The organism is Streptococcus sp. SI1 (assembly GCF_030439945.1).
GTDB lineage: Bacteria > Bacillota > Bacilli > Lactobacillales > Streptococcaceae > Streptococcus > Streptococcus intermedius.
Genome location: NZ_JAQFJE010000001.1, coordinates 233639 through 258847, shown reverse-complemented (window position 1 = coordinate 258847; position 25209 = coordinate 233639). Strand labels below are relative to the sequence as shown.

The 25209-nt window shown below is 37.9% G+C and carries 28 protein-coding genes and 2 pseudogenes; 8 read left to right on the top strand and 22 right to left on the bottom strand.

Annotation, left to right across the window (positions count from 1 at the left end; all coding sequences use genetic code 11):
- The first annotated feature begins 133 nt into the window (after nt 1–133).
- Both PCY10_RS01320 and PCY10_RS01315 read left to right on the top strand, forming a co-directional pair.
- Nucleotides 134–1852: a phospho-sugar mutase gene (locus PCY10_RS01320; protein ID WP_117282013.1), complete on the top strand. Its 1719-nt coding sequence runs from the start codon at nt 134–136 to the stop codon at nt 1850–1852.
- Between the two features lie 323 nt (nt 1853–2175).
- Complete coding sequence (locus tag PCY10_RS01315) at nt 2176–2523, top strand: PedC/BrcD family bacteriocin maturation disulfide isomerase (RefSeq protein ID WP_117282014.1); 348 nt, start codon at nt 2176–2178, stop codon at nt 2521–2523.
- Nucleotides 2524–2572: 49 nt separating this feature from the next.
- On the opposite strand, the pseudogene PCY10_RS09665 reads toward PCY10_RS01315, so the two are convergent.
- From PCY10_RS09665 to PCY10_RS01290, 6 genes and pseudogenes are all read right to left on the bottom strand, one after another.
- A pseudogene (locus tag PCY10_RS09665) lies at nt 2573–2638 on the bottom strand (IS3 family transposase); the annotation flags it as partial.
- A 59-nt stretch (nt 2639–2697) separates the two neighbouring features.
- Entirely contained in the window at nt 2698–3873 is a 1176-nt protein-coding gene (mutY, locus tag PCY10_RS01310) for an A/G-specific adenine glycosylase (protein WP_301558756.1), read from the bottom strand.
- 65 nt (nt 3874–3938) lie between these two features.
- Nucleotides 3939–4916: a phosphate acetyltransferase gene (pta, locus tag PCY10_RS01305; RefSeq protein ID WP_009568902.1), complete on the bottom strand. Its 978-nt coding sequence runs from the start codon at nt 4914–4916 to the stop codon at nt 3939–3941.
- Nucleotides 4917–4919: 3 nt separating this feature from the next.
- Nucleotides 4920–5816, bottom strand: coding sequence for an RluA family pseudouridine synthase (locus PCY10_RS01300; RefSeq protein ID WP_301558755.1), 897 nt, complete (start codon nt 5814–5816; stop codon nt 4920–4922).
- Nucleotides 5813–6631, bottom strand: a complete 819-nt coding sequence (locus tag PCY10_RS01295) for an NAD kinase (RefSeq protein WP_301558754.1) — start codon at nt 6629–6631, stop codon at nt 5813–5815. The genes PCY10_RS01300 and PCY10_RS01295 overlap by 4 nt, the downstream gene beginning before the upstream one ends.
- Nucleotides 6615–7286 carry a GTP pyrophosphokinase family protein gene (locus PCY10_RS01290; RefSeq protein WP_003072299.1) on the bottom strand — a complete coding sequence of 224 codons (672 nt, stop codon included), beginning with the start codon at nt 7284–7286 and terminating at the stop codon, nt 6615–6617. The genes PCY10_RS01295 and PCY10_RS01290 overlap by 17 nt, the downstream gene beginning before the upstream one ends.
- Before the next feature lie 95 nt (nt 7287–7381).
- Here PCY10_RS01290 and PCY10_RS01285 point away from each other — a divergent pair, with 95 nt between their 5' ends.
- From PCY10_RS01285 to PCY10_RS09660, 6 genes and pseudogenes are all read left to right on the top strand, one after another.
- The gene (locus tag PCY10_RS01285) at nt 7382–7942 is read left to right on the top strand and encodes a CYTH domain-containing protein (RefSeq protein WP_003072297.1); all 561 of its coding nucleotides are present in this window, start codon (nt 7382–7384) and stop codon (nt 7940–7942) included.
- A gap of 83 nt (nt 7943–8025) precedes the next feature.
- Nucleotides 8026–8985: a ribose-phosphate diphosphokinase gene (locus PCY10_RS01280; RefSeq protein ID WP_096363335.1), complete on the top strand. Its 960-nt coding sequence runs from the start codon at nt 8026–8028 to the stop codon at nt 8983–8985.
- A 9-nt stretch (nt 8986–8994) separates the two neighbouring features.
- The gene (locus PCY10_RS01275; RefSeq protein ID WP_020998473.1) at nt 8995–10110 is read left to right on the top strand and encodes a cysteine desulfurase family protein; all 1116 of its coding nucleotides are present in this window, start codon (nt 8995–8997) and stop codon (nt 10108–10110) included.
- A gap of 4 nt (nt 10111–10114) precedes the next feature.
- Nucleotides 10115–10462, top strand: coding sequence for a DUF1831 domain-containing protein (locus PCY10_RS01270; protein WP_003072290.1), 348 nt, complete (start codon nt 10115–10117; stop codon nt 10460–10462).
- A 180-nt stretch (nt 10463–10642) separates the two neighbouring features.
- On the top strand, nt 10643–11287 hold the full coding sequence (locus PCY10_RS01265) for a redox-sensing transcriptional repressor Rex (RefSeq protein WP_009568906.1): 645 nt from the start codon (nt 10643–10645) through the stop codon (nt 11285–11287).
- 18 nt (nt 11288–11305) lie between these two features.
- Nucleotides 11306–11942, top strand: a pseudogene (locus PCY10_RS09660) (gamma-glutamyl-gamma-aminobutyrate hydrolase family protein).
- Here the strand turns inward: PCY10_RS09660 and radC are convergent.
- From radC to PCY10_RS01170, 16 genes are all read right to left on the bottom strand, one after another.
- Complete coding sequence (gene radC, locus PCY10_RS01245; RefSeq protein WP_003072284.1) at nt 11939–12619, bottom strand: DNA repair protein RadC; 681 nt, start codon at nt 12617–12619, stop codon at nt 11939–11941. The pseudogene PCY10_RS09660 and the gene radC sit on opposite strands and share 4 nt — an antisense overlap.
- An 85-nt stretch (nt 12620–12704) precedes the next feature.
- The gene (gene phoU / locus PCY10_RS01240) at nt 12705–13358 is read right to left on the bottom strand and encodes a phosphate signaling complex protein PhoU (RefSeq protein ID WP_003076541.1); all 654 of its coding nucleotides are present in this window, start codon (nt 13356–13358) and stop codon (nt 12705–12707) included.
- Nucleotides 13359–13438: 80 nt separating this feature from the next.
- Nucleotides 13439–14197, bottom strand: coding sequence for a phosphate ABC transporter ATP-binding protein PstB (gene pstB / locus PCY10_RS01235; RefSeq protein WP_117276258.1), 759 nt, complete (start codon nt 14195–14197; stop codon nt 13439–13441).
- A 39-nt stretch (nt 14198–14236) separates the two neighbouring features.
- Nucleotides 14237–15040, bottom strand: a complete 804-nt coding sequence (pstB, locus tag PCY10_RS01230) for a phosphate ABC transporter ATP-binding protein PstB (protein ID WP_020998471.1) — start codon at nt 15038–15040, stop codon at nt 14237–14239.
- 11 nt (nt 15041–15051) lie between these two features.
- Entirely contained in the window at nt 15052–15936 is an 885-nt protein-coding gene (pstA, locus tag PCY10_RS01225) for a phosphate ABC transporter permease PstA (protein ID WP_003076526.1), read from the bottom strand.
- The gene (gene pstC, locus PCY10_RS01220; RefSeq protein WP_003069509.1) at nt 15926–16837 is read right to left on the bottom strand and encodes a phosphate ABC transporter permease subunit PstC; all 912 of its coding nucleotides are present in this window, start codon (nt 16835–16837) and stop codon (nt 15926–15928) included. Before pstC ends, pstA begins: the two co-directional genes overlap by 11 nt.
- A gap of 20 nt (nt 16838–16857) precedes the next feature.
- On the bottom strand, nt 16858–17724 hold the full coding sequence (locus tag PCY10_RS01215) for a phosphate ABC transporter substrate-binding protein PstS family protein (RefSeq protein ID WP_301558753.1): 867 nt from the start codon (nt 17722–17724) through the stop codon (nt 16858–16860).
- 106 nt (nt 17725–17830) lie between these two features.
- Complete coding sequence (locus PCY10_RS01210; protein WP_021002579.1) at nt 17831–19135, bottom strand: RsmF rRNA methyltransferase first C-terminal domain-containing protein; 1305 nt, start codon at nt 19133–19135, stop codon at nt 17831–17833.
- A 9-nt stretch (nt 19136–19144) separates the two neighbouring features.
- Nucleotides 19145–19909: an inositol monophosphatase family protein gene (locus tag PCY10_RS01205; RefSeq protein ID WP_021002578.1), complete on the bottom strand. Its 765-nt coding sequence runs from the start codon at nt 19907–19909 to the stop codon at nt 19145–19147.
- Nucleotides 19893–20177 (bottom strand): UPF0223 family protein, encoded by a 285-nt coding sequence (locus tag PCY10_RS01200; protein ID WP_003069518.1) that lies wholly within the window; start codon nt 20175–20177, stop codon nt 19893–19895. The genes PCY10_RS01205 and PCY10_RS01200 overlap by 17 nt, the downstream gene beginning before the upstream one ends.
- Nucleotide 20178: 1 nt before the next feature.
- Nucleotides 20179–20580, bottom strand: coding sequence for a Spx/MgsR family RNA polymerase-binding regulatory protein (locus PCY10_RS01195; protein ID WP_003072266.1), 402 nt, complete (start codon nt 20578–20580; stop codon nt 20179–20181).
- Nucleotides 20581–20700: 120 nt separating this feature from the next.
- Entirely contained in the window at nt 20701–21633 is a 933-nt protein-coding gene (locus PCY10_RS01190) for a bifunctional riboflavin kinase/FAD synthetase (protein WP_021002577.1), read from the bottom strand.
- 25 nt (nt 21634–21658) lie between these two features.
- Nucleotides 21659–22537, bottom strand: a complete 879-nt coding sequence (gene truB, locus PCY10_RS01185) for a tRNA pseudouridine(55) synthase TruB (protein ID WP_021002576.1) — start codon at nt 22535–22537, stop codon at nt 21659–21661.
- Between the two features lie 3 nt (nt 22538–22540).
- Nucleotides 22541–23299, bottom strand: coding sequence for an alpha/beta hydrolase (locus PCY10_RS01180; RefSeq protein ID WP_021002575.1), 759 nt, complete (start codon nt 23297–23299; stop codon nt 22541–22543).
- A gap of 86 nt (nt 23300–23385) precedes the next feature.
- Nucleotides 23386–23820, bottom strand: coding sequence for a GNAT family N-acetyltransferase (locus PCY10_RS01175; protein WP_021002574.1), 435 nt, complete (start codon nt 23818–23820; stop codon nt 23386–23388).
- Between the two features lie 9 nt (nt 23821–23829).
- Nucleotides 23830–25101, bottom strand: a complete 1272-nt coding sequence (locus PCY10_RS01170; RefSeq protein WP_021002573.1) for a DUF2130 domain-containing protein — start codon at nt 25099–25101, stop codon at nt 23830–23832.
- Nucleotides 25102–25209: the final 108 nt, after the last annotated feature.

The window sequence follows — 25209 nt, the reverse complement described above, 5'->3', positions numbered from 1 at the left end:
ACGGTTAATCAATGCAGAAAGCTGAAAATAAAGAGAAAAAGAATTTATCTATGACTTCACTAAACAAACAATGGTATTTTCTATTTTCGCTAATTTTTCATAAGCTTCCATACTTTTAAAAGGAGATTTCACAATGACCTACCAAGAGAATTTCAAAAAATGGTTTGATTTTGCAGAACTTCCAGACTACCTTCGTAAAGAATTGGATTCGATGGACGAAAAGACAAAAGAAGATGCTTTTTATACAAATCTTGAATTTGGTACCGCTGGTATGCGTGGCTTGATTGGTGCAGGTACAAATCGTATCAATATTTATGTCGTTCGTCAGGCAACTGAAGGTTTAGCACGTTTGATTGATGAAAAAGGTGAGGATTTCAAAAAACGCGGTGTCGCTATTGCTTATGACTCTCGCCATTTCTCACCAGAGTTCGCCTTTGAATCCGCTGCGGTTTTAGCAAAACATGGCATTAAATCTTATGTATTTGAAAGTCTCCGTCCGACACCAGAATTATCATTTGCAGTTCGTCACTTAAAAGCTTTTGCTGGTATCATGATTACTGCAAGCCACAATCCTGCGCCATTTAATGGTTATAAAGTTTATGGCGAAGATGGTGGTCAAATGCCACCTCATGACGCTGATGCTCTAACAGCTTATATTCGTGCCATTGAAAATCCATTTACTATTGAAGTAGCTGATGTTAAAGCCGAAAAAGCTTCCGGTTTGATCGAAGTTATTGGTGAAACTATTGATGCTGAATATCTCAAGGAAGTTAAAGACGTCAACATCAACCAACAATTGATTAAAGAATACGGTAAAGACATGAAAATCGTCTATACTCCGCTTCACGGTACAGGCGAAATGTTAGCACGTCGAGCATTTGCCCAAGCTGGTTTTGATTCTGTTCAGGTTGTTGAAGCTCAATGTGTGCCAGATCCAGACTTTTCTACTGTCAAATCACCAAACCCAGAAAACCAAGCTGCTTTCTCTCTCGCTGAAGAATTAGGTCGTAAAGTTGGTGCAGACGTCCTTGTTGCAACTGACCCAGACGCTGACCGTGTTGGTGTTGAAGTTCTTCAGAAAGATGGTAGCTATCGCAATCTTTCAGGAAACCAAATTGGTGCAATTATGGCTAAGTACATCTTGGAAGCTCACAAGACAGCTGGAACACTCCCTGCAAATGCAGCACTTTGCAAATCTATCGTGTCTACCGATCTTGTAGCCAAAATTGCTGAAAGCTACGGCGCAACCATGTTCAATGTCTTAACTGGTTTCAAATTTATTGCTGAAAAGATCCAAGAATTTGAAGAAAAACACAATCACACTTATATGATGGGCTTTGAAGAAAGCTTTGGTTACTTGATTAAGCCTTTTGTACGTGACAAAGATGCTATTCAAGCCGTATTAGTTGTTGCCGAATTAGCAGCCTACTACCGTTCACGCGGCTTGACCCTTGCAGATGGAATCGAAGAAATCTACCAAGAATATGGTTATTATGCTGAAAAGACGATTTCAGTTACTTTGTCTGGTATTGATGGCGCTGAACAAATCAAAACGATCATGAACAAGTTCCGTGCCAATGCACCAAAAGAATTCAACGCTACTGCTATTGCAGTTACAGAGAATTTCAAAGCTCAGACTGCCACTACTACTGATGGAGCAGTCACTGCCCTTACAACACCCCCTAGCGATGTATTAAAATACACGCTTACTGATGGTTCATGGATTGCAGTCCGTCCTTCAGGAACTGAGCCAAAAATCAAATTCTATATTGCCGTTGTTGGGAAGTCCAGCCAAGACGCTCAAGCAAAAATTGATGCAATTGAAGCAGAGATCACTGACTTTGTAAAATAAGTAGAAAAGCGGAATCGTTTTGCTTCGAAATTTCATTTCTACAAACTTCAAAGTCGGAGTCTGAAACATAATGTCTCAGACTCCGACTTTTTTTATCACAAAAAATAATATACTAAAACAGTGTTTTTAGCGTGGGGATAGAACTTGGTAATAAAGCTTAAATATCATCCGCATAGAAGTAAGACGAGGAACTTAATATTTTTAATTTTAGGCTCTTAACCTCACGCCTTCTCAATAGTCTAGTTTCCGTTTTCATTTCAAATCTCTGCATTATTTTCATATTTATGGCATACTAGAATGAACAAATGAAATGAGGAAACTTTATGGAACAATTTACACAAGACATTAAAAACTTAGAAGTTACAACTGTTAGTCGTGCTCGAAAAGCTATTGCAAACAAGGAAACAGCTACATTTTTCATTGGCCGAAAAACATGTCCTTACTGTCGGAAATTCGCAACTACACTGGCTAAGGTCGTTACTGAAACTCAGGCACATATTTTCTTTATTAATAGTGAAGAACTTAATAATCTAGAAGAACTCCTAGCTTTCCGTTCCGAATATAAAATCCCAACTGTACCAGGATTTTTACATACAGAAAATGGTCATGTGATTGTTCGATGTGACTCTTCTATGACGGCTGATGAAATCAAGAAATTTGCTAACTTATAAAAAAGCGGAGACACTCAAGTGTACTGACGTCTAAAAGTTAGACTCTTATTTAAACCAAGGATTTAGTTCTGTATTGCACAGAGCTAAGTCCTTTTAATTTAATGCGTTTGTTGTAATAATATCGTTTTCAATAGCTTTTCTAGCTCATCCAGTGAACGAATACATATTCTAAAATTATTTTTTATTTCCTTTGTTTGTTGCTTTTTGGAAAGTTTGCCACATCTTTTGCTGAGGTTTAGCAAACGGATAATCGGAAAAGTTATCCGAATGTAGCCATAACATTTGCCCTTTTTGGGGGTCTTTTGCTACATTGACTACCCGACCATAGAATAAACGAATCTGCCATTTACGATGGCTGAAAACATGCTGAATTTGTGGGAAGTGTACTGACTGCCAATCCACTACTACATCATAATCCTGTTCAAAGCTTTCTTTGGGAGATAAGTCAAATGAAACTCGATTTTCAGCTATTTCAAAAAGCGATAACTGTTCATCATCAGGAAATTCACCTACTTCAATTAAAGGAAAATGCCAAAATCCGGCCAAAAGGCCGCTAGTCTCATTTTTTTCCAAAAGAAACCGTCCTTGAGTATCTTGGATAATCAAACCATATAAATAAACTGGAACTGGTTTTTTCTTAGGAGCTTTGATAGGGTACTTCGCCATGGTTCCATGTAAGAAAGCAGCACTAAATTCCTTTACAGGGCTATCTTCTGGTCGGGGATTCACCGGAGCTTCAATATCTGAACCTAAATCCATCAGGGCTTGGTTAAAATCTCCTGGCCTTTCGGGATCAATCAACATTTCCATCATAGTTTGGAAAACTTTCCGATTGGCTGGAATACCGATGTCTAAATTCACCTCAAACAAACGACTCAAAACTCTCATCACATTCCCATCAACAGCTGGCTCTGGCAAGCCAAAAGCAATACTAGCGATAGCGCCCGCTGTATAAGGACCAATCCCTTTAAGACTGAAAATTCCTTCGTAAGTGTGAGGAAACTCACCCTCAAACTCTGCCACAATCTGCTGAGCCGCCTCTTGCATATTGCGCACTCGTGAATAATACCCTAGTCCCTCCCATGCTTTTAGTAAGCGTTCTTCTGGTGCGATTGCCAAATCTTTGACTGTCGGAAACCAATCCAAAAAGCGCTCATAGTAAGGAATGACCGTGTCTACCCGTGTTTGCTGAAGCATAATTTCTGAAATCCAGATATGATAAGGATTATTACTTCTCCGCCAAGGCAAATCACGTTTATTTTCATCATACCACGTTAGTAACTTTTGGCGAAAGGATATAATTTTTTCATCCTCCCACATTTCAATTCCGTATTTCTTTAAATCTAACATGAATTTAGTATATCATAAAATAAAACAAGAACCCAGAAAGTGAACTCTGGATTCTTTGTCATTTTCTAATAATGAGCAACGGCTTGACTGGCAGTAATCAATGTCAATTTATAAACGTCATCAGCATTGCATCCACGTGAAAGATCATTTACTGGGTGATTCAATCCTTGCAAAATAGGACCGACTGCAGAGAATCCACCTAGGCGCTCTGCCATTTTATAACTGATATTTCCAGCTTCGATACCAGGAAATATAAAAACAGTCGCTTGGCCAGCTACATTACTGCCAGGAGCTTTTAACTCTGCGGTTTTAGGTACAAAGGCTGCATCAAATTGTAATTCTCCGTCAATAGCCAAATCTGGTCGCATTTCCTGCGCAAGTTTTGTTGCCTCAACAACTTTATCAACTTTTTCACCAAATCCAGATCCTTTACTTGAATAACTAAGCATGGCCACCTTTGGGTCAATATCAAAGATTTGTGCAGTTAATGCTGAATTAATAGCAATTTCTGCTAATGTCTTAGCATCTGGATCAATATTGATTGCACAATCACTGAAAACATATCGTTCATCACCACGAACCATTAGAAAAGCACCTGATGTACGAGAAACCCAAGGAAGGGTTTTGATAATTTGAAGAGCAGGTCGAACTGTGCTTGCAGTAGAGTGAATTGCACCAGAAACCATCCCTTGCACTTTTCCAAGATAAACGAGCATGACACCAAAATAATTAACATCCTCTTTCAATAGCTTACGAGCTTCTTCCTCCGTAATTTTTCCTTTACGGCGTTCAACAAAAGCCGAAACCATTTCTTCAAAGCAAGAACAATTTTGAGGGTCAATAATTTCATAACCTTCTGTCACACCTTCGATTTCAAGATAAATTCGAATTTTTTCAGGATTTCCCAATAAAACAGGGATAATACTTGTTTCCTTTACCAACCGTTTTGTTGCTTGAAGAATACGTGGTTCTTCGCCTTCTGGTAAGACAATTTTTACTTCTTTATCTTGAAGTGTTTCACGAATTGTTTCAAAAATTTTCATGTTTTACTCCTTTTTATTGCTTAATTTTTGAATCACTGATTGGAAATCTTCCGGAATAGGACTCGATTTATTCACCACTTCCTTATGAAAGGGATTGTAAAAACGCAGCGAATGACAATGAAGAGCTTGTCGCGTTATACCATCTGTCAGGCTACCGCCATACAAATCATCTCCTAAAAGTGGAAAACCAATGTAAGAAAAATGAACCCTAATCTGGTGTGTTCGTCCTGTGTGAAGATGGATATCTACGAGATAAATGTCACCATAGTGCGCAAGAACTTTATAACTTGTATGAGCATATTTCCCATTTTTTGCTACACAGCGTGTAATAATGCTCCTATCTTCTCGTGCGATAGGAGCGATAATATCTCCTTCAGACTTTAATGGTGTAGAACCTTTAACCAAAGCATAATAACGTTTTTCGATTACTTTCTTTTGCAATTGCTTATCCAATCTTGCATGAGCATAACCATGCTTTGCAAACAACATCAGACCACTCGTATCACGATCTAAACGTGTCACAATATGAATTTGCTGATTTTCATAATGCTTAGAAATGTAATAAGCTTTCACGAAATTAGCCATTGTATTAGAATGATTCACACTAGGAATGCTAGCCACACCGGCGGGCTTATTTAAAATCAAAAAATGTTCATCTTCGTATACAATATCCAATTCTTTTTCTACTGCACATAGACTGCTAAATCCTTCTTCTGCCGGAATATCAATCACAACTTTGTCGCCAACGTCTAACAAGTAAATTGCATTTTGTTTCTTGCCATTTACTTGAATACTTCCACCAGAAAACTTAACTTTTGCAAGTAAACTTTTGGAAATTTCGTGCTTTTTTAAAAAGGTCTTAACTTTAACATGTTCATCTGCAGTAAATTCAAACCTCATTCCTCCACCTCGCCAATAAAAGCATCTTTTACACGATTCCAGAAACTCGTATGACTCGGTGTAGCAAGAAAGTTAATCTTATGTTGATCAATTTGAAATTCAATTTTAGAAATATTGTTTATCATAAAATTCTGATTGTCAATCGAAATCGCATGTCGGTCATTCCAAGTCGGCACGATTTCAATTTTATCTTTCTTAGGAACGATAATTGAGGAGCCTAAGGTTCGAAATACACGATTGTTTAAACTTGCAACTTCTGCAATCTGAAGAGCTTCAATCGTTGGATGCAGAACAGCTCCGCCTAACGATTTATTGTAAGCTGTACTTCCTGTCGGAGTTGATACGGAAATACCATCACCACGAAAGCGCTCAAAATGGACTTGATTGATAATAACATCGGCGACCATTGTTCGTCCAGAACGCTTGATTGTCGCTTCGTTTAATGCACGCTTTATACAAATTTCATTATTTCCATGGAAAATTTTAACATTTAAAATCGGATAGGACACTTTAGCACCAGTATCTAATTTTAAGTTATTAATTAATTTGTCCAATTCAAAATCTCGATAATCCGTATAAAATCCTAAATGTCCTGTGTGAACACCAACAAAACGAACTTTATCCAACTGATCTTCATACTTATGAAAAGCTGATAAAAGCATCCCATCTCCACCGATGGAAATGACAATATCCGGATTATTATCATTCAAAATAAAGTGATTTTGTTTTAGTTTCTGTTTCAATTGGCGACAAATTTCTTGACTTTGCCGTCTGCGATTACTGATAATCCCTATTCTTTTACCTGTATTCTTCATCTGTATCGTCACTATTTCCTACGCCATCATTCAATTTGCGACTGATTGGGTCAAATAAAGCTTGTGCTTCTTGAATATCATCACGAATCTTCCCCATTTCTTCGTCCAATTGATAGGCAATTTTTGCTGTAATCTCCAAACGTTTCTTAATTTCATCTGGAAACTCACCTTTGTATTTATAATTCAGCGAATGTTCAATTGTTGCCCAAAAATTCATGGACAGAGTACGAATTTGAATTTCTGCTAAAATCGTTTTGCTCCCATTGATGGTATCAACGGGGTATTCAATAATAACATGGTAACTGCGATAACCACTAGCTTTACGATTTTTAATATAGTCTCTCTCTTGGATAATCCGCATATCATGACGTTTTCGCAAAACATCCAAAACTTCTTCTACATCATCCACAAATTGGACCATCACGCGCAAACCTGCTATATCCTGCATATCTTGCGCTAGATTTTCCTCTCTGATTCCACGCAAAACCATTTTTTCTTTAATGCTTTCTATTGGTTTCACGCGCCCCGTTACAAACTCAATCGGAGAATGCTGTTTTTGTTTTCTATACTGTTTACGAATCCCACGCAGCTTAATTTTCAATTCGCCCACCGCTTGAATATAAGGATCCAGAAACTCTTCCCACTCTAATTGCATACACTCACCTTGTCATTTTACTCTTTTTTTTATAAAATAAACACAATACTTATTATAACATAAATCGCTTTCAAACAAAAGAAAAGGATTGGAAAATGAATCATTTGGAAATTGAATACAAAACACTTTTGACAAAAAATGAGTACCAACAACTATTGCCACTATTTGCTGATGTAAAACCTATTAAGCAGACAAACTACTATATTGATACACCTGACTTTTCAATTCGAGATGCAAAAATGGCACTTCGGATTCGTACTTTTGAAAATCGTGCTGAGTTAACATTGAAAATTCCTCAGCAGATCGGTAATATGGAATACAATCAATCACTTACTTTAGCAGAAAGTCATCTCTTCATCAATGAATGTGTGCTACCAAAAGGAGAAATACACACCCTACTAATCCACACTCCTATCAAACTCAATGAATTACAACTTCTAGGGAGTTTGACAACCACTCGTTATGAAAAAGAAAGCAGCATCGGCTTAATGGCACTTGACGAAAACCATTTCTTTAATACAATAGATTATGAATTAGAACTCGAAGTAACAGATGCTAAAATTGGAAAAAAACAATTCGACCACTTTTTACAAGCTCATCATATCCATTATAAATATGCAAAACCTAAAGTTGCAAGATTTGCTCAAAACTTATGAATAAAAAGCTGAAATTTTACTTATTTTTTGATAAAATGGAGTGTAGAAATCAAAAGGAGACTTAATAAGTTATGATGGATATACTGACGGATAAAACACAGATGAAGTTATTTGCACTAAATTCCAATCACGATATAGCCGAAAAAATTGCTAAAGCTGCTGGTGTTCCCCTTGGAAAATTATCCTCACGTCAATTCTCAGATGGAGAAATTCAAGTTAACATTGAGGAAAGTGTACGTGGTTTTGATGTATTTATCATTCAGTCAACGAGTTTCCCTGTCAATAATCATTTAATGGAACTTCTCATCATGGTGGATGCATGCAATCGTGCCAGCGCTAATTCTGTTAATGTCGTTATGCCATATTTTGGCTATGCTCGTCAAGACCGTACAGCTGCTCCTCGTGAACCAATTACGGCAAAACTGGTAGCAAATATGTTGGTAAAGGCAGGAGTTGATCGTGTTCTGACCCTTGATTTGCATGCCGTTCAAGTTCAAGGTTTCTTTGATATTCCTGTTGATAACCTTTACACTGTCCCTCTCTTCGCCAAACATTACTGTGAAAAGGGCTTGTCTGGTGAAGATGTTGTTGTGGTTAGTCCCAAAAATTCTGGTGTTAAACGTGCTAGAAGTTTAGCAGAGCATTTAGATGCTCCGATTGCGATTATCGACTACGCTCAAGACGATACCCACCGTAACGAAGGCTATATTATCGGAGATGTAGCTGGAAAAAAAGCTATCCTTATTGATGATATTTTAAATACTGGTCGTACATTTGCTGAAGCTTCCAAAATTGTTGAACGCGAAGGTGCAACAGAGATTTATGCAGTTTCTAGTCATGGTTTATTTGTTGAGGGAGCCGCTGAAAAGTTAGACAACTCTCCCATCAAAGAAATCCTGGTTACTGACTCAGTTGCAACGAAAGAAAAAACTCCGAAAAATGTTCAATACATTACTGCAAGCGAGCTAATTGGAGACGCAATCGTTCGTATCCATAAAAGAAAACCCGTTAGTCCTCTATTTGCCTATAATAAAAAGAAATAAGGAGAAATCTTGATTTATTTCGATAATGCAGCAACAACACCCATGTCAAAGGCTGCTATGACTGCTATGACACAGGTTATGGAAAATACCTTTGGTAATCCATCTAGTATCCATAACCACGGCAGAGCTGCTAACAAAATTCTTCGCAAAGAACGACAAGAACTTGCTGATCTACTTCATACTAAAAGTCAACATATCATCTTTACATCAGGTGGGACAGAAAGTAACAATACAGCCATAAAGGGGTATGCCTTAGCCCATCAAGATCAAGGAAAGCACATTATCACCACTGCTATCGAACATCATTCTGTGCTTGCAACTATTGAATATCTGGTAGATAAGTTTGGCTTTGAAGCGACTTATATCCAACCCCAAAATGGAGAAATCACAGCTCAGCAGATAAAAGAAGCTCTTAGAGAGGATACTATACTTGTCTCCACTATGTATGCCAACAATGAAACTGGCTACCTGCTTCCAATCAAAGAAATTGCTGAAGTTTTGAAACATCATCCTACCGCTTATCATGTGGATGCAGTACAAATTATGGGCAAATTACCTGTGTATCCTGAAAAACTAGGAATTGATTTTATGAGTGCATCAGCTCATAAATTTCATGGTCCTAAAGGCATTGGTTTCTTATATGCCAATCAGATGAAATTTGATAAATTTTTACATGGTGGAGATCAAGAAGATAAAAGACGTGCAGGCACTGAAAATTTAGCAGCTATCGCTGGAATGATTGCAGCTTTAAAAGAAAATCTCAGTTCTTATCAAGCAAATATTCACCATGTTGACAGTTTAAAAACACAACTGCTCACGGAGTTGGATGAGACAGACTATTATATCAACAATATTTCTCATACATTTCCCTATGTTGTAAATCTTGGCTTTCCTACACAGGCTAATGACTTATTACTAATGCGTTTAGACTTGGCAGGAATTTCTATTTCAACCGGATCTGCTTGTACAGCAGGTACAGTTGAACCAAGTCACGTTCTTGAAGCTTTTTATGGTAGTGATTCAAATCGTTTAAAGGAATCTATCCGCATTAGCTTTTCAGAACAAAATACTTCAGAAGAAGTTCACCAATTTACCACAATATTAAAAGAAATTTTAGGAGGATAAATAGATGGCTTTTGAGACCACTATTCACTTAAAAGATTGCCCATACAGCTACTCTCTTGGAGAAAACGTAAAAAAATTTACTTTGCGTGATAACACTTTCGCTGAAACAAAAGTTGGAAATTATGAATTGTCACGCTTATTAGAAAATGTTCCCAATAGTGGTGATGGTTTCCTATTAAAAATCATTATCAATAAAGAGCTTTCGGGTGTAAAAATCAATATTACAGACAAATCAGGACTTCGTTTGGTCAATATTTTTAAATCAGAGGCTAATCATATTATTCAGGAAAAATTTTATTTCCTAATGAATAGTTTGGTAGAACGTGGCATTTTCATCAAGAAAGATCAATAGGAAAATGACCTAGTTTAAAATCTTATTTTTAAACTAGCAGCGAAGTAATAAAGTAAGAGTAGGATAAAATGCAGAATCAAAAATTTTCTGCATTTTATCCTACTATTTTTCTATTTTTATCAAATAAGTTGATTTTTTCACAAACTTTCTATAAAATAGTCATTGAAAGGATGTGGTTTTGTGAAATCTGAAAAAAGTACAGTTATTCCACGTGCAACTGCTAAAAGACTCTCTCTTTATTATCGGATTTTTAAACGATTTAATTCTGAAAAAATCGAAAAGGCAAATTCAAAGCAAATCGCAGATGCTATCGGAATTGATTCAGCAACTGTCCGTCGAGATTTTTCTTACTTCGGGGAATTGGGGCGTCGTGGATATGGTTATGATGTAAAAAAGCTCATGAATTTTTTTGCTGATTTACTTCATGATCATTCGATTACCAATGTGATGTTGGTTGGTATCGGTAATATGGGACATGCCTTACTCCACTACCGCTTCCATGAACGTAATAAAATGAAGATTGTCATGGCATTTGACATTGACGAGCATCCTGAAGTTGGAACCACTACAAATGACGGGATTCCTATTTATGGTATTTCACAAATCAACAATAAACTAAGAAACGTAAATGTACAAACAGCTATTTTAACAGTTCCAAGCACAAAAGCTCAAGAAGTTGCAACTACTCTTGTGGAAGCTGGTATAAAAGGTATTCTCAGTTTTTCACCTGTCCACTTAACTGTTCCAAAAGATGTTGTCGTTCAATATGTTGATTTGACCAGTGAGCTACAGACATTACTCTACTTTATGAAAAAAGAACATTAAAAAAGCGTACCACTACTCATGAAGAAACCCATTATCGGAGCTACAGAAAATGAAAGACCAAATCCTTTTGCAATGATGAGTTATACTGCAAAAGGATTTGTAGAGGATATTAAATAAATTGGTGGAAGCCTTGTTATTTTACCAATTTGGGATGCAGATATGGCACACCCACTACATCCAGATGATTGATAAACTTATTCTAACGGATGGGCAAAATGTAGCTCCGCAATTTTATGGCGAAGAAAAACGATTGATAGGGATGATAGCACTTAGAACATGATGTATTTGAATTAACCCTAATTCATGAAGCTATCCAGCAGGATAAACCAATTTTTACTGTTTGTCGTGATGCACAATTATTTCAAGTCACAATGGGAGAACTCTTTATCAAGATATTGAACATTACTAGCAAGACACTTCTGCTGAGTATACTATCCAAAATTGGTCACTAAATCCGGCTCTATTTTAGAAAAGTATCAAAGATTCAGCAAAGAAGATTGAAGTCATAACACGGGATTCAAAAGACAACGCTATTGAAGCTATTGCAACAACTGATAAAATCGCTTATCTAGGAGTTCAGTGGTATCTCGAATATTTATTTGAAACACGTCTTAAAGATCGGCTTCTTTTTGACTATGTTGGTAATAAACTTTAAATCAATTCTGTTTCTTCTCGATAACTATAATAATCTTTCTCAGCGACGATGAGATGATCCAGTAAGATGAAGCCCATTAGCTCACATGCTTCTCTTACATGTTTGGTGACTTCATCGTCGTTTTTGCTAGGTAGTACCGCTCCTGAGGGATGATTATGTACTAATATAATAGATGTCGCCATATGTTTCACAGCATAGTGCAAAATTTCACGTGGTTCTGCTATACTGCGTGACACACTGCCGATAAAAATAGTCTGTTGATGAATTATTTTATTTTGAGTGTCTAGATATAAAGCAACAAGATGTTCCTGTTTTTTATGTCCTAATTCCTGTTGCATTTTTTTCGCTAATTTTTGGCTACTTAAAATCTGCTCTTGCATAATCAATTTTGCCTTGCTGATTCGTTGCCCTAATTCAACCATAGCTTGCAACTCAATAGCTTTGATACGACCAATTCCAGAGATTGATTGTAGTTCTTGTAGCGTCATATTACGTAACTCATTTAAACTAGAAATAGTTGATAAAATTCGTTGGGAAACTTGAAAAACAGTTTCTTTTTTATTACCTGTTCGGAGAAGAATAGATAATAATTCTTGATTACTCAATTGTTCTGCACCTTCTGCTACCAAACGTTCTCTTGGCAATAAAGAATCTTCCTGAAATGAAATACTATACATAAAAAACCTCCTCATATCCTTATTCGGAAAAAGAAGACTAAAATAAAAAATTTGAGAAAGCATCTCAAATTTTTTATTTTAACTTTTACATTTCAACAATTTTGCCTGTTTCAAAATAAACAACCCATTCACAAATATTTTTGGCATAATCGCCAATACGTTCTAAAAACGAAATTACTTGGAAGTAATCACGACCCGTAACGATCAAATCAGGATTAGCCTTAATTTCTTGCGTTGCTAGATCTCGAATATCATCAAAATACTGATTAATTTTCTCATCCATTGCTGCAACTTCATAAGCCTTATCCACGTCACCATTAAGGTAAAGTTCAAGTGCTGCTTCCACAAAATTTTTGACGTCACGTCCCATCTTGCTGATTTCTTCTTCGACAGATTGAATACGAACTTCTCCTTTCATGCGAATCGTTGCTTGTGCAATGGAAACGGCATGATCTCCCATTCTTTCCACATCACTACTTGCCTTCAAAACTGTAATAACAGTTCGTAAATCTTGTGAAACAGGCTGCTGCAAAGCAATGATTTCTAAAGACTTTTTCTCCAACTTTACTTCATATTCATTTACTTCTGCATCTTTTTCAATAACCTCTTTTGCCAATTCACGATCGTGGGTCACAAATGCACGAACTGTACGGTTAATCTGTGATAACACTTCATTTCCCATCGCATAGAATTGGTTATGGAGTTTTGCTAAATCTTCTTCAAATTGTACTCTAAGCATAAAATTTCCTTTCGTCAGATATAAAGAGGATTAATATTCCTCGTGATTGGCTGAACTAACAAAAAGTAGCATCCATCTTTCTAGCCAAATTTTCCTGTAATGTAATCTTCTGTTTCTTTATGAATTGGACTGAGAAACATTTCTTTTGTAGTATTAAATTCAATTAAATCTCCACTCAGGAAGAACGCTGTCTTGTCTGAAATACGGCTAGCTTGCTGCATCGAACGCGTCACCAGTAACATCGTATATTTATCTTTCAAGCCATGAAGTGTTTCTTCAATTTTTCCTGCTGAAATGGGATCAAGTGCTGATGTCGGCTCATCTAAAAGAATAATTTTTGGACTCGTTGCCAAAACACGCGCCACACAGACACGTTGCTGCTGACCACCTGACAAACCAATGGCTGAATCATATAAGCGATCTTTCACCTCATCCCAAATAGATGCACTCTTGAGTGAAGATTCAACAACTTCGTCTAACACCTCTTTGTCTCTAACACCATTGATTCGCAAACCATAAACAACATTTTCATAAATCGTCATTGGAAATGGATTGGGCTGTTGAAAAACCATTCCAATTTCTTTTCGAAGCTCTACCGTATCTGTCCTCGGACTATAAATATTGTGTCCATTGTAAATTACAGTACCTGTCGTTGTAACCTCTGGATTCAAATCTCCCATCCGATTGATTGCTTTTAAAAGAGTTGACTTTCCCGATCCAGAAGGACCAATCAAAGCTGTAATCTCATGAGGCAATACATCTAATGATACACTATTGAGGGCTTTCTTTTGGTTATAATAAACCGACAAGTCCTTAATTTGTAAAATAGGTTCTGTCATCTGATAATCCTTTAATAAATTCTAAATTCACACAGTTTCTTATCCAAAATGGCCAGAAACATAATCATTGGTAGACTGCAACTTAGCATTTTGGAAAATCTTGGCAGTTTCATCATATTCAATTAAATCACCAAGATAGAAGAAACCAGTATAGTCACTAGCACGTGCCGCCTGCTGCATACTGTGAGTTACTATGATAATCGTATAGTTCTTCTTCAGCTCTAACATTGTTTCTTCTAACTGTGCTGTTGCAATTGGATCGAGCGCAGAAGCAGGTTCATCCATTAACAGTATTTCTGGCTTCACGGAAATAGCGCGAGCAATACAGAGACGTTGCTGCTGACCGCCTGATAACATCAAAGCAGATTTATGAAGATCATCCTTTACCTGTTCCCAAAGAGCTGCCTGTTTTAGAGATGTTTCAACAATTTCATCTAAAATCTTCCTATCTTTGACACCAGCACGTTCATGCGCAAAAGTAATATTACGATAAATGGACTTAGCAAATGGATTTGGTCTTTGAAAAACCATTCCGATATGCTTACGCATTTCATAAACATTGATGTCTGAGCGATTGATATCAATCCCTTCATACCAGATTTCACCAGTAACTTTGGCGATGTCAATCGTATCATTCATTCGATTCAAGCTACGAAGATAGGTTGATTTCCCAGAACCCGAAGGTCCTATAAGAGCTGTAATTTTATTTTTCTGAAACTGCATATCAACTCCTTTAATGGATTCATTTTTACCATAGTAAACATGCAATTTTTTTGTTGATAACACAACTTCTTCCTCAGGAAAAGTAACAATATGTTTTTCATTCCAGTTATATTCTGTCATTTCTTCTCCTTTTATGCAGATGTTAATTTTCTATGCAGGTAACTCCCAAGTTTACGAGCACCGAGGTTGAAAATTAAAATAAAGATGAGAAGTACCGCTGCTGATCCAGCTGACACTTCTACAGCATCAGGAATCGTTCCTTCACTATTGACTTTCCAAATGTGAACAGCTAATGTTTCAGCCTGACGAAAAACAGAGATTGGACTGGTTACACTAAAAATGTTCCAATTTGACCAGTCAAGTGCTGGGGCGGACTGACCTGCTGTATAGATAAGTGCAGCTGCTTCACCAAAAATTCGTCCAGAAGCTAATACGATTCCTGTCACAATACTTGGTAATGCTTCTGGAACTACAACATGAATAATCGTTTCCCAACGAGACATGCCAAGAGCAAGTCCCGCTTCACGCTGTGTATGATGCACATGCTGTAAGCTATCTTCTACACTACGTGTCATTTGTGGTAAATTAAATACAGTTAAAGCCAGAGCACCAGAAATGATTGAAAAACCATATTGGAATTGAATAACAAAAATCAAATATCCAAAGAGACCGACAACAACGGAAGGCAAAGAGGATAAAATTTCAATACAAGTTCTGACAAAATCTGTTACCAGGCCTTTCTTCGCATATTCAGATAAGTAAATTCCTGCTCCCATTGATAACGGAATGGAAATAATTAAAGTAATAACTAACAGAAATAACGAATTATAAAGCTGAATTCCAATTCCTCCACCCGCTTGATAGGAAGACGATTGTCCAGTCAAGAATTTCCAAGAGACATGAGGTAATCCTCTTACTAGAATGTAAAGAATTAAAGAGGCAAGAATGCTCACAATGATTCCTGCAATGGTATAGAGGACACCTGTAGCCAATTTATCTATTTTTTTAGCGTGCATAGTTCTTCTTACCTCTTTCCTTTGTAATCAACTTAATCACAGTATTGAAAGCTAAGCTCATCAAAAGTAAAACCAGAGCGAGTGACCAAAGGACATTGTTATTAACGGTTCCCATAACAGTATTGCCAATTCCCATTGTTAAGATAGAAGTCAAAGTTGCAGCAGGTGTCGTCAAAGAGGTTGGGATAACGGCTGAATTTCCTACAACCATTTGAATCGCCAACGCCTCACCAAAAGCACGAGCCATTCCAAAGACAATAGCTGTAAAAATACCGGATCGAGCTGCTTTTAACGTCACGCGCCAAATAGTTTGCCAGCGAGTAGCTCCCATCGCCATACTGGCTTCTCGATAATGGCGCGGTACAGCCCGTAAACTATCTGTTGTCATAAAAGTCACCGTCGGTAAAATCATGACAAAGAGAACAAAAATCCCTGATAAAATTCCAAAACCTGTCCCGCCAAACATACTACGAACAAAGGGGACGACAACCTGTAAGCCAATAAAACCATATACAACTGATGGGATTCCGACTAAAAGTTCAATAGCCGGTTGGAGAATTTTTGAACCTTTAGGAGAAACCTCCGTCATAAAAACAGCCGCTCCAATTGCAAATGGTGTCGCCAATAACGCTGATAGAAGAGTTACGAGGAAAGAGCCGAGAATCATCGGTAGAGCACCAAATTCTTTACCAGATGGATTCCATGTTGCTCCGAAAAGAAAACTGAAGATATTTACTTTATTAACAAAAAAAGTCGAAAGACCTTTCTCTGCTACAAACAATAAAATCATTGCAACGACAAAGACAATTAAACTCATACAAAGAAAGGTAATGGTTTTTCCAAAAGATTCCAAACGAGAATTCTTTGACTTTGTCAGCATTTTTTTTGCTACTTCGTTCATGTTATACTATACTCTTTCTGTTACTTTGAGCTAATTGTTCCATCAAGACTACGAGTCACTTTCATATCATTGATAGGAATATAGCCCATTTTTCCCACAATATTATTTTGTACTTCTGCTGTCATTATATAATCCAGAAATTTCTTAGTAAGTTTATTGGGTTCCCCCTTAGTGTACATATGTTCGTAAGACCAAAGTGGCCAATTATTAAGTGTTACATTTTTCTTTGTGGGCTTATAGCCATTCAAATTTAAACTTTTTACACTTGTATCAACATAAGAAAAAGCTAAGTAAGAAATAGCACCTGGAGTCTGCGACACAATCGTTTTGACCATTCCGTTAGAATCTTGCTCCTGCGCCTGCTTGGCTTCCTTGCCCTTCATAATAATACTATCAAAAACAGCACGGCTACCAGAACCGACCGCACGATTGATAATTGTAATGTCCAAATCCTGCCCGCCAACTTGTTTCCAGTTCGTATATTCACCAGTAAAAATTTTGCGTAGTTGATCTGTTGATAAATTATTTACCTTAATTCCTTTATTTGCAATAATCGCAGTACCCGCTACAGCAACTTGGTGATCCACCAAAGTTTTAGCCTTGATTCCGTCTTTTTCTTCTGCAAACAAATCACTATTTCCAATATCTACTGCACCTGATTGAACTTGTGATAATCCTGTACCTGATCCACCACCTTGCACATTGACAATTTTTTTCGGGTTTTCTTCAGTATATTTGTCTACAACCGCTTCAATCAAAGGCTGCAAAGCAGTTGAGCCTACAGCTGTTATTGATTCACCAAGGTTAATCCAGGAAGCACAAGCTGACAAATTGATACTACAAAACATAAGAGTAATAAACAAAAGTATTTTTTTATGCTTTACCAAAATAATCTCCTTTTAAGATATGAAAACGCTTGTTGATCTATGGTTTTTCTAACTTCTTTGCATCTCATCTCACTATAACATATATAGATGATTTTGGAAAGATTTTTTATTGAAATCTGAGGCCTTTTGGAAAATAATTTTTCAGAATATTTCCAGTTACTTTTGCAAATCCTAGACCATTGCCTTGAACGATTATCTGGTACCAACCATTTCCATATTTTTGATCGAGATTTACTATTTCACCAGCAACATATTTTTTAAATTGCTCCTCATCAATTTCAATTACTCGCTTCACCTCGTTTGGTTTTAAAGCAAGGCCCAAAGCAAAACTTGGTTCAAAACGTTTTTTCTTAAAGACTCCCAGATATAAGCCATTTCTAGCAATTTTTAATTTCGACATATCTGGTAGCCCTAATGGCAACAGATACAAATGATCACCGAAAGTCTGTAATTCTCCAGTCAGATCTATAGCTAGATGTTCTCTTTGAAACTTCTGCCACAACATCTTCTGCTCAGATGTCAGATGGCTCTTTTTTACTTTTAATTTTTTTGCTGACTGCTTACTACAAAGGCGAAATTTTGCAACAAATTGACCTTCACCTTTGAAATGGTGAGGATACATACGTGCAGTTTCTGGAAAGTTAATACCTGCAATCATCCCATTGATTTTAGGAATTTCGACTAATTCAAGCGGATAATTTTCTAACAACCAATCCACTATCTGTTCGTTTTCCTCTGGTGACCAAGTACAAGTGGAATAAATGAGTTCGCCATTCGTCGCCAACATTTTTACCGTATTTTCCAATATCTCACGCTGAACCTGCGCACACTGAGTCGGATAAGATTCATTCCAATATTCCATTGCTTCCGGCTGCTTTCTAAACATTCCTTCACCAGAGCAAGGTGCATCTAAGACAATCAAATCAAAATAACCATGAAAAACTTGGCTTAATCTATCAGCAGATTCATTCGTCACCACTACATTTCTCGCTCCAAAACGCTCAATATTTTCTACTAAAACCTTCGAACGCTTTGAATTGATTTCATTGGAAACAAGCACACCTGTATTATTCAAGTATGACAACAAATGAGTGGATTTCCCACCCGGCGCTGCAGCCAAATCAAGCACTTTCATATCCTGACGCGGTGCTGCAATTTGAGCAACCATTTGCGCAGCAGGTTCTTGAGAATACACCAAGCCTGTGACATGCTCTATTGATTTTCCAGAAATCTTGCCATAATAACCCCAGTTCGTGTTGGAGATAGGATTTAGAAAATGTTTTTGATGTTCTTTTAGTGGATTTACTCGAAAAGCGGAAACCGGCTCCTCATCAAAAGTTAGAAAAAAAGAGGGAGCCTCCTCTCCCAAAAGATTGTAGTATTTTTCTTTAAATCCTTTTGGAAAATGCATCTAATCCTCTCACTTTCGATATATGTATTTTTTAATTTCGTCCAATTTCATAGTTGGAATCATCATGATCCCCTGACGGCTTTTAAAATCAGGTTGCTCACCAGCAAATGTCAAAGTAGTATAGCCCAACTTATCGCCCATAATGGAAGCTGCAGCATAATCCCAAGGCCAAATATAGGAAATATAAGTCAAAAGTTGACCGGATAATACCTTGCTAAAGCTAATCGCAGCACTCCCGTATACTCTAACCCCTAAGGTTTCTTTCGCCAAGTCAGCAATTCCCCAATCATTGCGCTCAAAAATACCAGCATTTGAAGCCATTAAAAATTGATTTAAGGGGCGATCTTGGTAAGAAGGTAATTTCTGCTCATTACAATATACATCAAATTGACCACCACCATGGTATAACTTGTCTCCTATCACATCATAAATGACACCAAATTGACCAATCCCATTTTCAAAATAAGCCAATACAACCGCAAAATCAACTTTTTGTGCTACAAAATTATTTGTACCATCAATAGGATCAATAACCCAAACATTCCCATCCGAAATAGAATGACGAAGGCCATTTTCCTCAGCTAAAATATGATCAGCAGGGTAAGCTTCTAAAATCCAGGTAACTAAATTATCCTGAACTTCCTTGTCCATTTGAGTTACCAAATCAGTCGGACTGGACTTAGTTTCAATTTCCAATTGATCATTTAAATGCTCCTTGATATAGGAAGCAACATTCAGAACAATTTGTTTAGCAAAATTAAATTTCTTTTCCAAGAGAAAACATTCCTTTCTCCTTTTGTTTTGCAGCTTGAACAGCTCGATATAAGGAATAGCCACTCGCTATTTCAAATTCACGTCCAATCCGCTTTTCTTCAGCTTTGCTTGGAACAATTTTTTTGAAGAGTTTGTAAGATGATAGTATCTCTTCTGCTGTTATTTTTTCTTCATAAGCCCGCTCTACATCATTCAAAAAAGAAAGCACTGAAGCAAGCTCTTCAGTGCTCCACGACATGTCTAGTGGGTAACGATAGTTTTTATTCATATTACTCAATCTCAGCTCTCAGGGTTGCAGCACGCAATTCTTGTTTTCGATATCCGCGAGGCAAAAACGCACGAATCTCATCTTCATTAAATCCAATTTGCATTCGTTTTCCCTCTAAAATAATCGGACGACGTAAAAGACTTGGATTTTCTTCAATTAAGCGTAATAACTCAGAAATTGATAAACTTTCAACATCTAAATTTAATTTTTGAAATATTTTGGAGCGAGTTGAAATGATGTCATCTGTTCCATTCTCCGTAAGAGAAAGGATATGTTGCAATTCTGATGCAGATAGAGGACTCGTCATGATATTGTGTTCCTCAAAAGGAACTTCATGATTAGATAGCCATGCACGCGCCTTGCGACAACTTGTACAACTCGGTGATAAAAATAGTGTAACCATGCATTTCTCTTCTTATTATTTGTAACTGTTATCATTATACTAAATTTTATGTAAGATTACTAGGTATTTTTACAAATTTTCTCCTATTTTTTAGGAAAAATAAGAAGCTTACTACATGATTTAGTGGTCCCCATTTTTAGGAGTCCAATATCTTGCGATTTTCTCATCTACCTGTAATTGTTTGACTAGCTCAGCTACATTATCGAATTTTACCATATCTCGTATTTTTTCTAACCAAAAAATACGAATAGTATCACCATAAATATCTTGTGAAAAATCCAAAAAATTGACTTCAAAACGAAGTTCATCGCCTTCAAAAGTAACATTTTTCCCGACGCTAGCCATTCCTCGATAAATCTGACCGTCATGCTCTACATCGACCACATAAACACCATCTGCTGGTAGAATAACTCGATCTAGTGGAGCAAGATTTGCCGTTGGATAGCCAATCGTTCGCCCTCTTGCATTACCATGAACGACTATGCCACAGGTGGATAGCGAATAACCTAGCAATTGATTGCTTTCCGCTACATTTCCGGCTAGTATTGTCTCTCGAATACGAGTTGAACTAATTTTAGAACCATTCAAATTTACAGAGGGAACCACGATAACTTGTCCGTCAAACAGTTTTTCCAAATCTTCTGCACTGTATCGATCAGAACCAAAATGATAATCAAATCCTGCAACGACTGCCTTTGCTTTCAAACGAGAGATGTATTTTTCAACAAATTGCTTGGCCGTATTGCGAGCAAATTGACTGGTAAAGTCAATCAAATAGAGATAATCTACACCAAGATTTTCTAATTGCTGCAAGCGATCTTCTAAGCTTGTCAAATGAAGCATCAATGAAGGCTGGTAGCGTACAAAAGTCAATTTAGGAGACTCTGGGAAAGTCAGCACCGCAATTTGCAAATCCTTATCTGACGCAATCTTTCTCGCTTCAGCAAACAATGCTTGATGCCCCTTATGCAGCCCGTCAAAATACCCTAGCACTAATACTGTTTGTTCAATTTGCTGAATGTCTTGTTCGTTTTTAATTCTAATCGTTTTCATCACTTATCTATTTTATCACAAAATGTTAAAGAAACACTTTTCTAGGTCTATATTCTTCGTCACGCTTTTCTAGAATAGCAAGCAATTTCCCCTGGAAAAATCCAGCTACTTGAGTTTCATTGGAATTCACATCAATAAATCGACCAAATCGCACATCCTCTGCCTGTTCTTTTGTAAGGTCTATCTTAACCAAATCCCCTATACCCAATTCGAGTGGTTGGAGGAAGGAAAAATCCTCCTCTGCTACTCGCTCTGCTATTTCATCCAAGGTCAAGGCATCTTCTAAACTCATACCTGCTGAGGAAATCCGTGTCAGCTGAGACATGTGACTGGCCAAGCCAAGCTTGACTCCTAAATCAACAGACAGGGTCCGGACATAGGTCCCCTTGCTGCACTTCACTCGAAAACGAAAGCGGGCTTTTTCATCTTCATAGGAAATCGGACTGGTGCGCTCAAAACTATAGATGGTCACCTGCCGCTCTGGCCGCTCCACTTCTTGACCCGCTCTTGCATACTCATAAAGCTTGCGGCCATTGACCTTGACTGCTGAGTACATGGGCGGAATCTGGCGAATCTCACCAGTCATGGACTCCATCGCTTCATCGATAAGGGCTTCTTCTAAAAGCTCTGTCACTGGCGTCCGCTCTAGGATGTCTCCGCTGGTATCCTCTGTCGTTGTTGAGCAGCCCAGGGTAATCTCCCCCTCGTAGACCTTGCCTTCCTCCTGCATGAACTCGACCAAGCGCGTCGCCTTGCCCACAGCAATCGGAAGCACCCCGACCACATCTGGATCCAAGGTACCCCCATGACCGATTTTCTTGGTTTTTAAAATCTTGCGCAGCTTAAATACCGCATCATGCGAGGTCATGCCCGCTTCTTTTCTTAAGTTGATAATTCCGTTCATTGGTTAACTTTCTAAAAATACTAAAACTCTCTTTTGGAAATCCTTATGCTGTTCATAGAGTGCGTGGCCACAGTCTGGTAAAATAGTGATCTGACTATCTTTGATATGTTGATGCAATTCGAGCGAAGCTCCCACACCTAGAACATCATCTTCTTCTGCTCCAATGATTAGCGTAGGGCACTTGATCTTTCCCAAAACAGCTAGACTATCATGTCTTAAGCAAGATATGGCCTGAATAGCAATCCGCTGTTTATCTTTAATGCGACCAAAGATTCCCATTATTCGATAAAGGTATTTGAATTTTCCAAAAGATTTAGCCGTATAAGAGTGACTTACAATATCAAATATCAGTTCTTTATAGGCTCCAGTCTGACTCAATTCAAGCCAGCGAGTAATCCTCTCCCTACCAAGATTATTCAGTTTCGCAGTTGTAACTGTCAAAATCAATTTTTCAACTCTTTCCGGGAAATCTGCTGCCAACCACTGGGCAAGCATACCGCCTTGGGAAATTCCTAGGACAGCTACCGTTTTCAGACCTAAAACATCCATAGCTTCAGCTATATCAGTCGCCATATTTCGTGTTGTATAATTTTCTGGTAATTCATTGATTCGGCTAAAAACGTAAACTTGGTAAGCTGTTGCGAATTTTCTATAGACTAGGGCAAGCATTTGCGCCATTCCCTTAACAGTCGCCAAACCATCCCCTAGACCTGGAATGATGAGCAGAGGCTTCTTCCCTTTCCCAAAGGTCACATAGTCCATGCTCTTATCGTTAAACTATAAGGTTTTCCCTTTTGTTGAAGACATTACTTCGTTTCCTCTACTATTTTTTTCATGATTTATTTATGTTAAGTTTTTAAATGCAAAGCAAAGCCGGCAGTCACTTTTTCAAATCCAACTGCCTGATAAAACTGATGTGCAGCATTTCGTTCAGCGGTTAATCCACTATTTAGAGTCAGTGCCTTAACTCCTTCTTTTACCGCTTGTTTTTTCAATTCATCGATTAGCCTACTAGCAATTCCTTTTCGTCTTGCTTCTTTTGCAACTGACAAAGCCAAAATACGATAGTAAGATCCATCTGCTTCAAAAAAGAAGAGCTTTGCATAACCTAAGAAACCTAAAATTTCTCCGTTTCTTTCAGCTAAAAGACAGCCATAATGCGGCTGAGAGAGAATCATTTCTAAACGTCGAGCCAGCTTAGAAGCGGTCGTTGGATAGCCCAAGTCTTCGTATAAAGACAGTAAGGCTTCAGCATCTTTCATGGTTGCTTTTCGTATCTGCATAGGATCCTCCTAGTCTCCCTTCAAAGCTTCAAACTTAGCTTTCATAGTAGGATTTTTGCGTGTCAGTTTTTTGACAGAGACATCGTCCAGTTTGTTATTTGCTAAGCGCAGCTGGTTTTCAGAGGTTGTCAAGAATTTCTTGATTTCTTCCATCCGGCGGATGGCCTTGTCAATCTCTTCGATTGCCTTGCCAAAGTTTGTCGAAGCAAACTGATAGTTCTTAGCGAAAGCTACTTTAAAGGCATCCAAATCTTCCTCAAAATGCGTAATATCAATGTTTTGCTCCCGTACCAAGGCCAGTTCCTGCTTGTACTGGAGAGAGTTAAGCGCAGCATTTCGCAAGAGGGTAATCATGGGCAGGAAGAACTGAGGTCGGATAACGTACATCTTCTCATAGGCATAAGATACATCGACAATACCCGAATTGTAGAGCTCGCTGTCAGCCTCAAGAAGTGTCACCAGAATAGCATACTCACAGCCTTTCTCCCGCCGGTCCTTATCCAGCTCTTTGAAAAAATGCTCGTTTTTCTTCTTGGTCGCTGTCTCATCGCCTTCATTTTTCATCTCAAACATGATGGAGAGGATTTCTACACCATTTTCATCCACCTCACGGTAAATGTAGTCACCCTTGCTGCCTGTTCTGGCATCATTGTCCTTACCAAACTCGGCTCGTGGAAACATGGCCATACGGTTCTTGTTAAACTCGTACTCGCAGTGCTGTTCCAAACTCTCGCCAATCATCTTAGTGGACTGCTTGGCTTTAAAATCCTTGTAGAACTCTATTGTCTCATCTTTCTGTCGCAGCTCTACCTCATAGCGCTCTTTGAGAGAGGTCTGAGCCAGCGCTGCTTCCTTTTCTTGCAAAACTAGCTGATTCTTAACCTCGTCGCGCTCTTTTTCCAGCGCAGACAAGGTCTTTTGCAATTGATTTTCATGCTCCAAGCGCAGCGTTGTCAGCTGACTTTCCAATTGCTGAACTTCCTTATCCTTCTCCTGCAATTGAAGACTGGCTGCCTGCTCCGCCTCTTTCTTAGCCAACTCCTGCTGGGTCTCAAACTGAGCAAGCTGGCTTTGAAGCTTGCTAATTTCCTGCTCTTTCTGCGATAGCAGAGCTTGTTGGGCATTCTGAGATTTTTGCTCTGCTAAAGCCAGTTCCTGCTCAATCCGAGCATGAATCTCCTTGTCAAACTCTGCAGTCCGAACCTGCGACAAAAGCTCACTGTACTGGCTCTCATTGACTGTAAAAACCTCCCCACAGTTGGGGCATTTGATTTCATTCATGGGGTACCTCTTCATTTAAAATTAAAAATTTTAATCCTTCTCTTTTTCAAGCTGATAGATTATATCTCTATCATTATTATTTCTTATTCTTTTTTTCAACATTCTCCC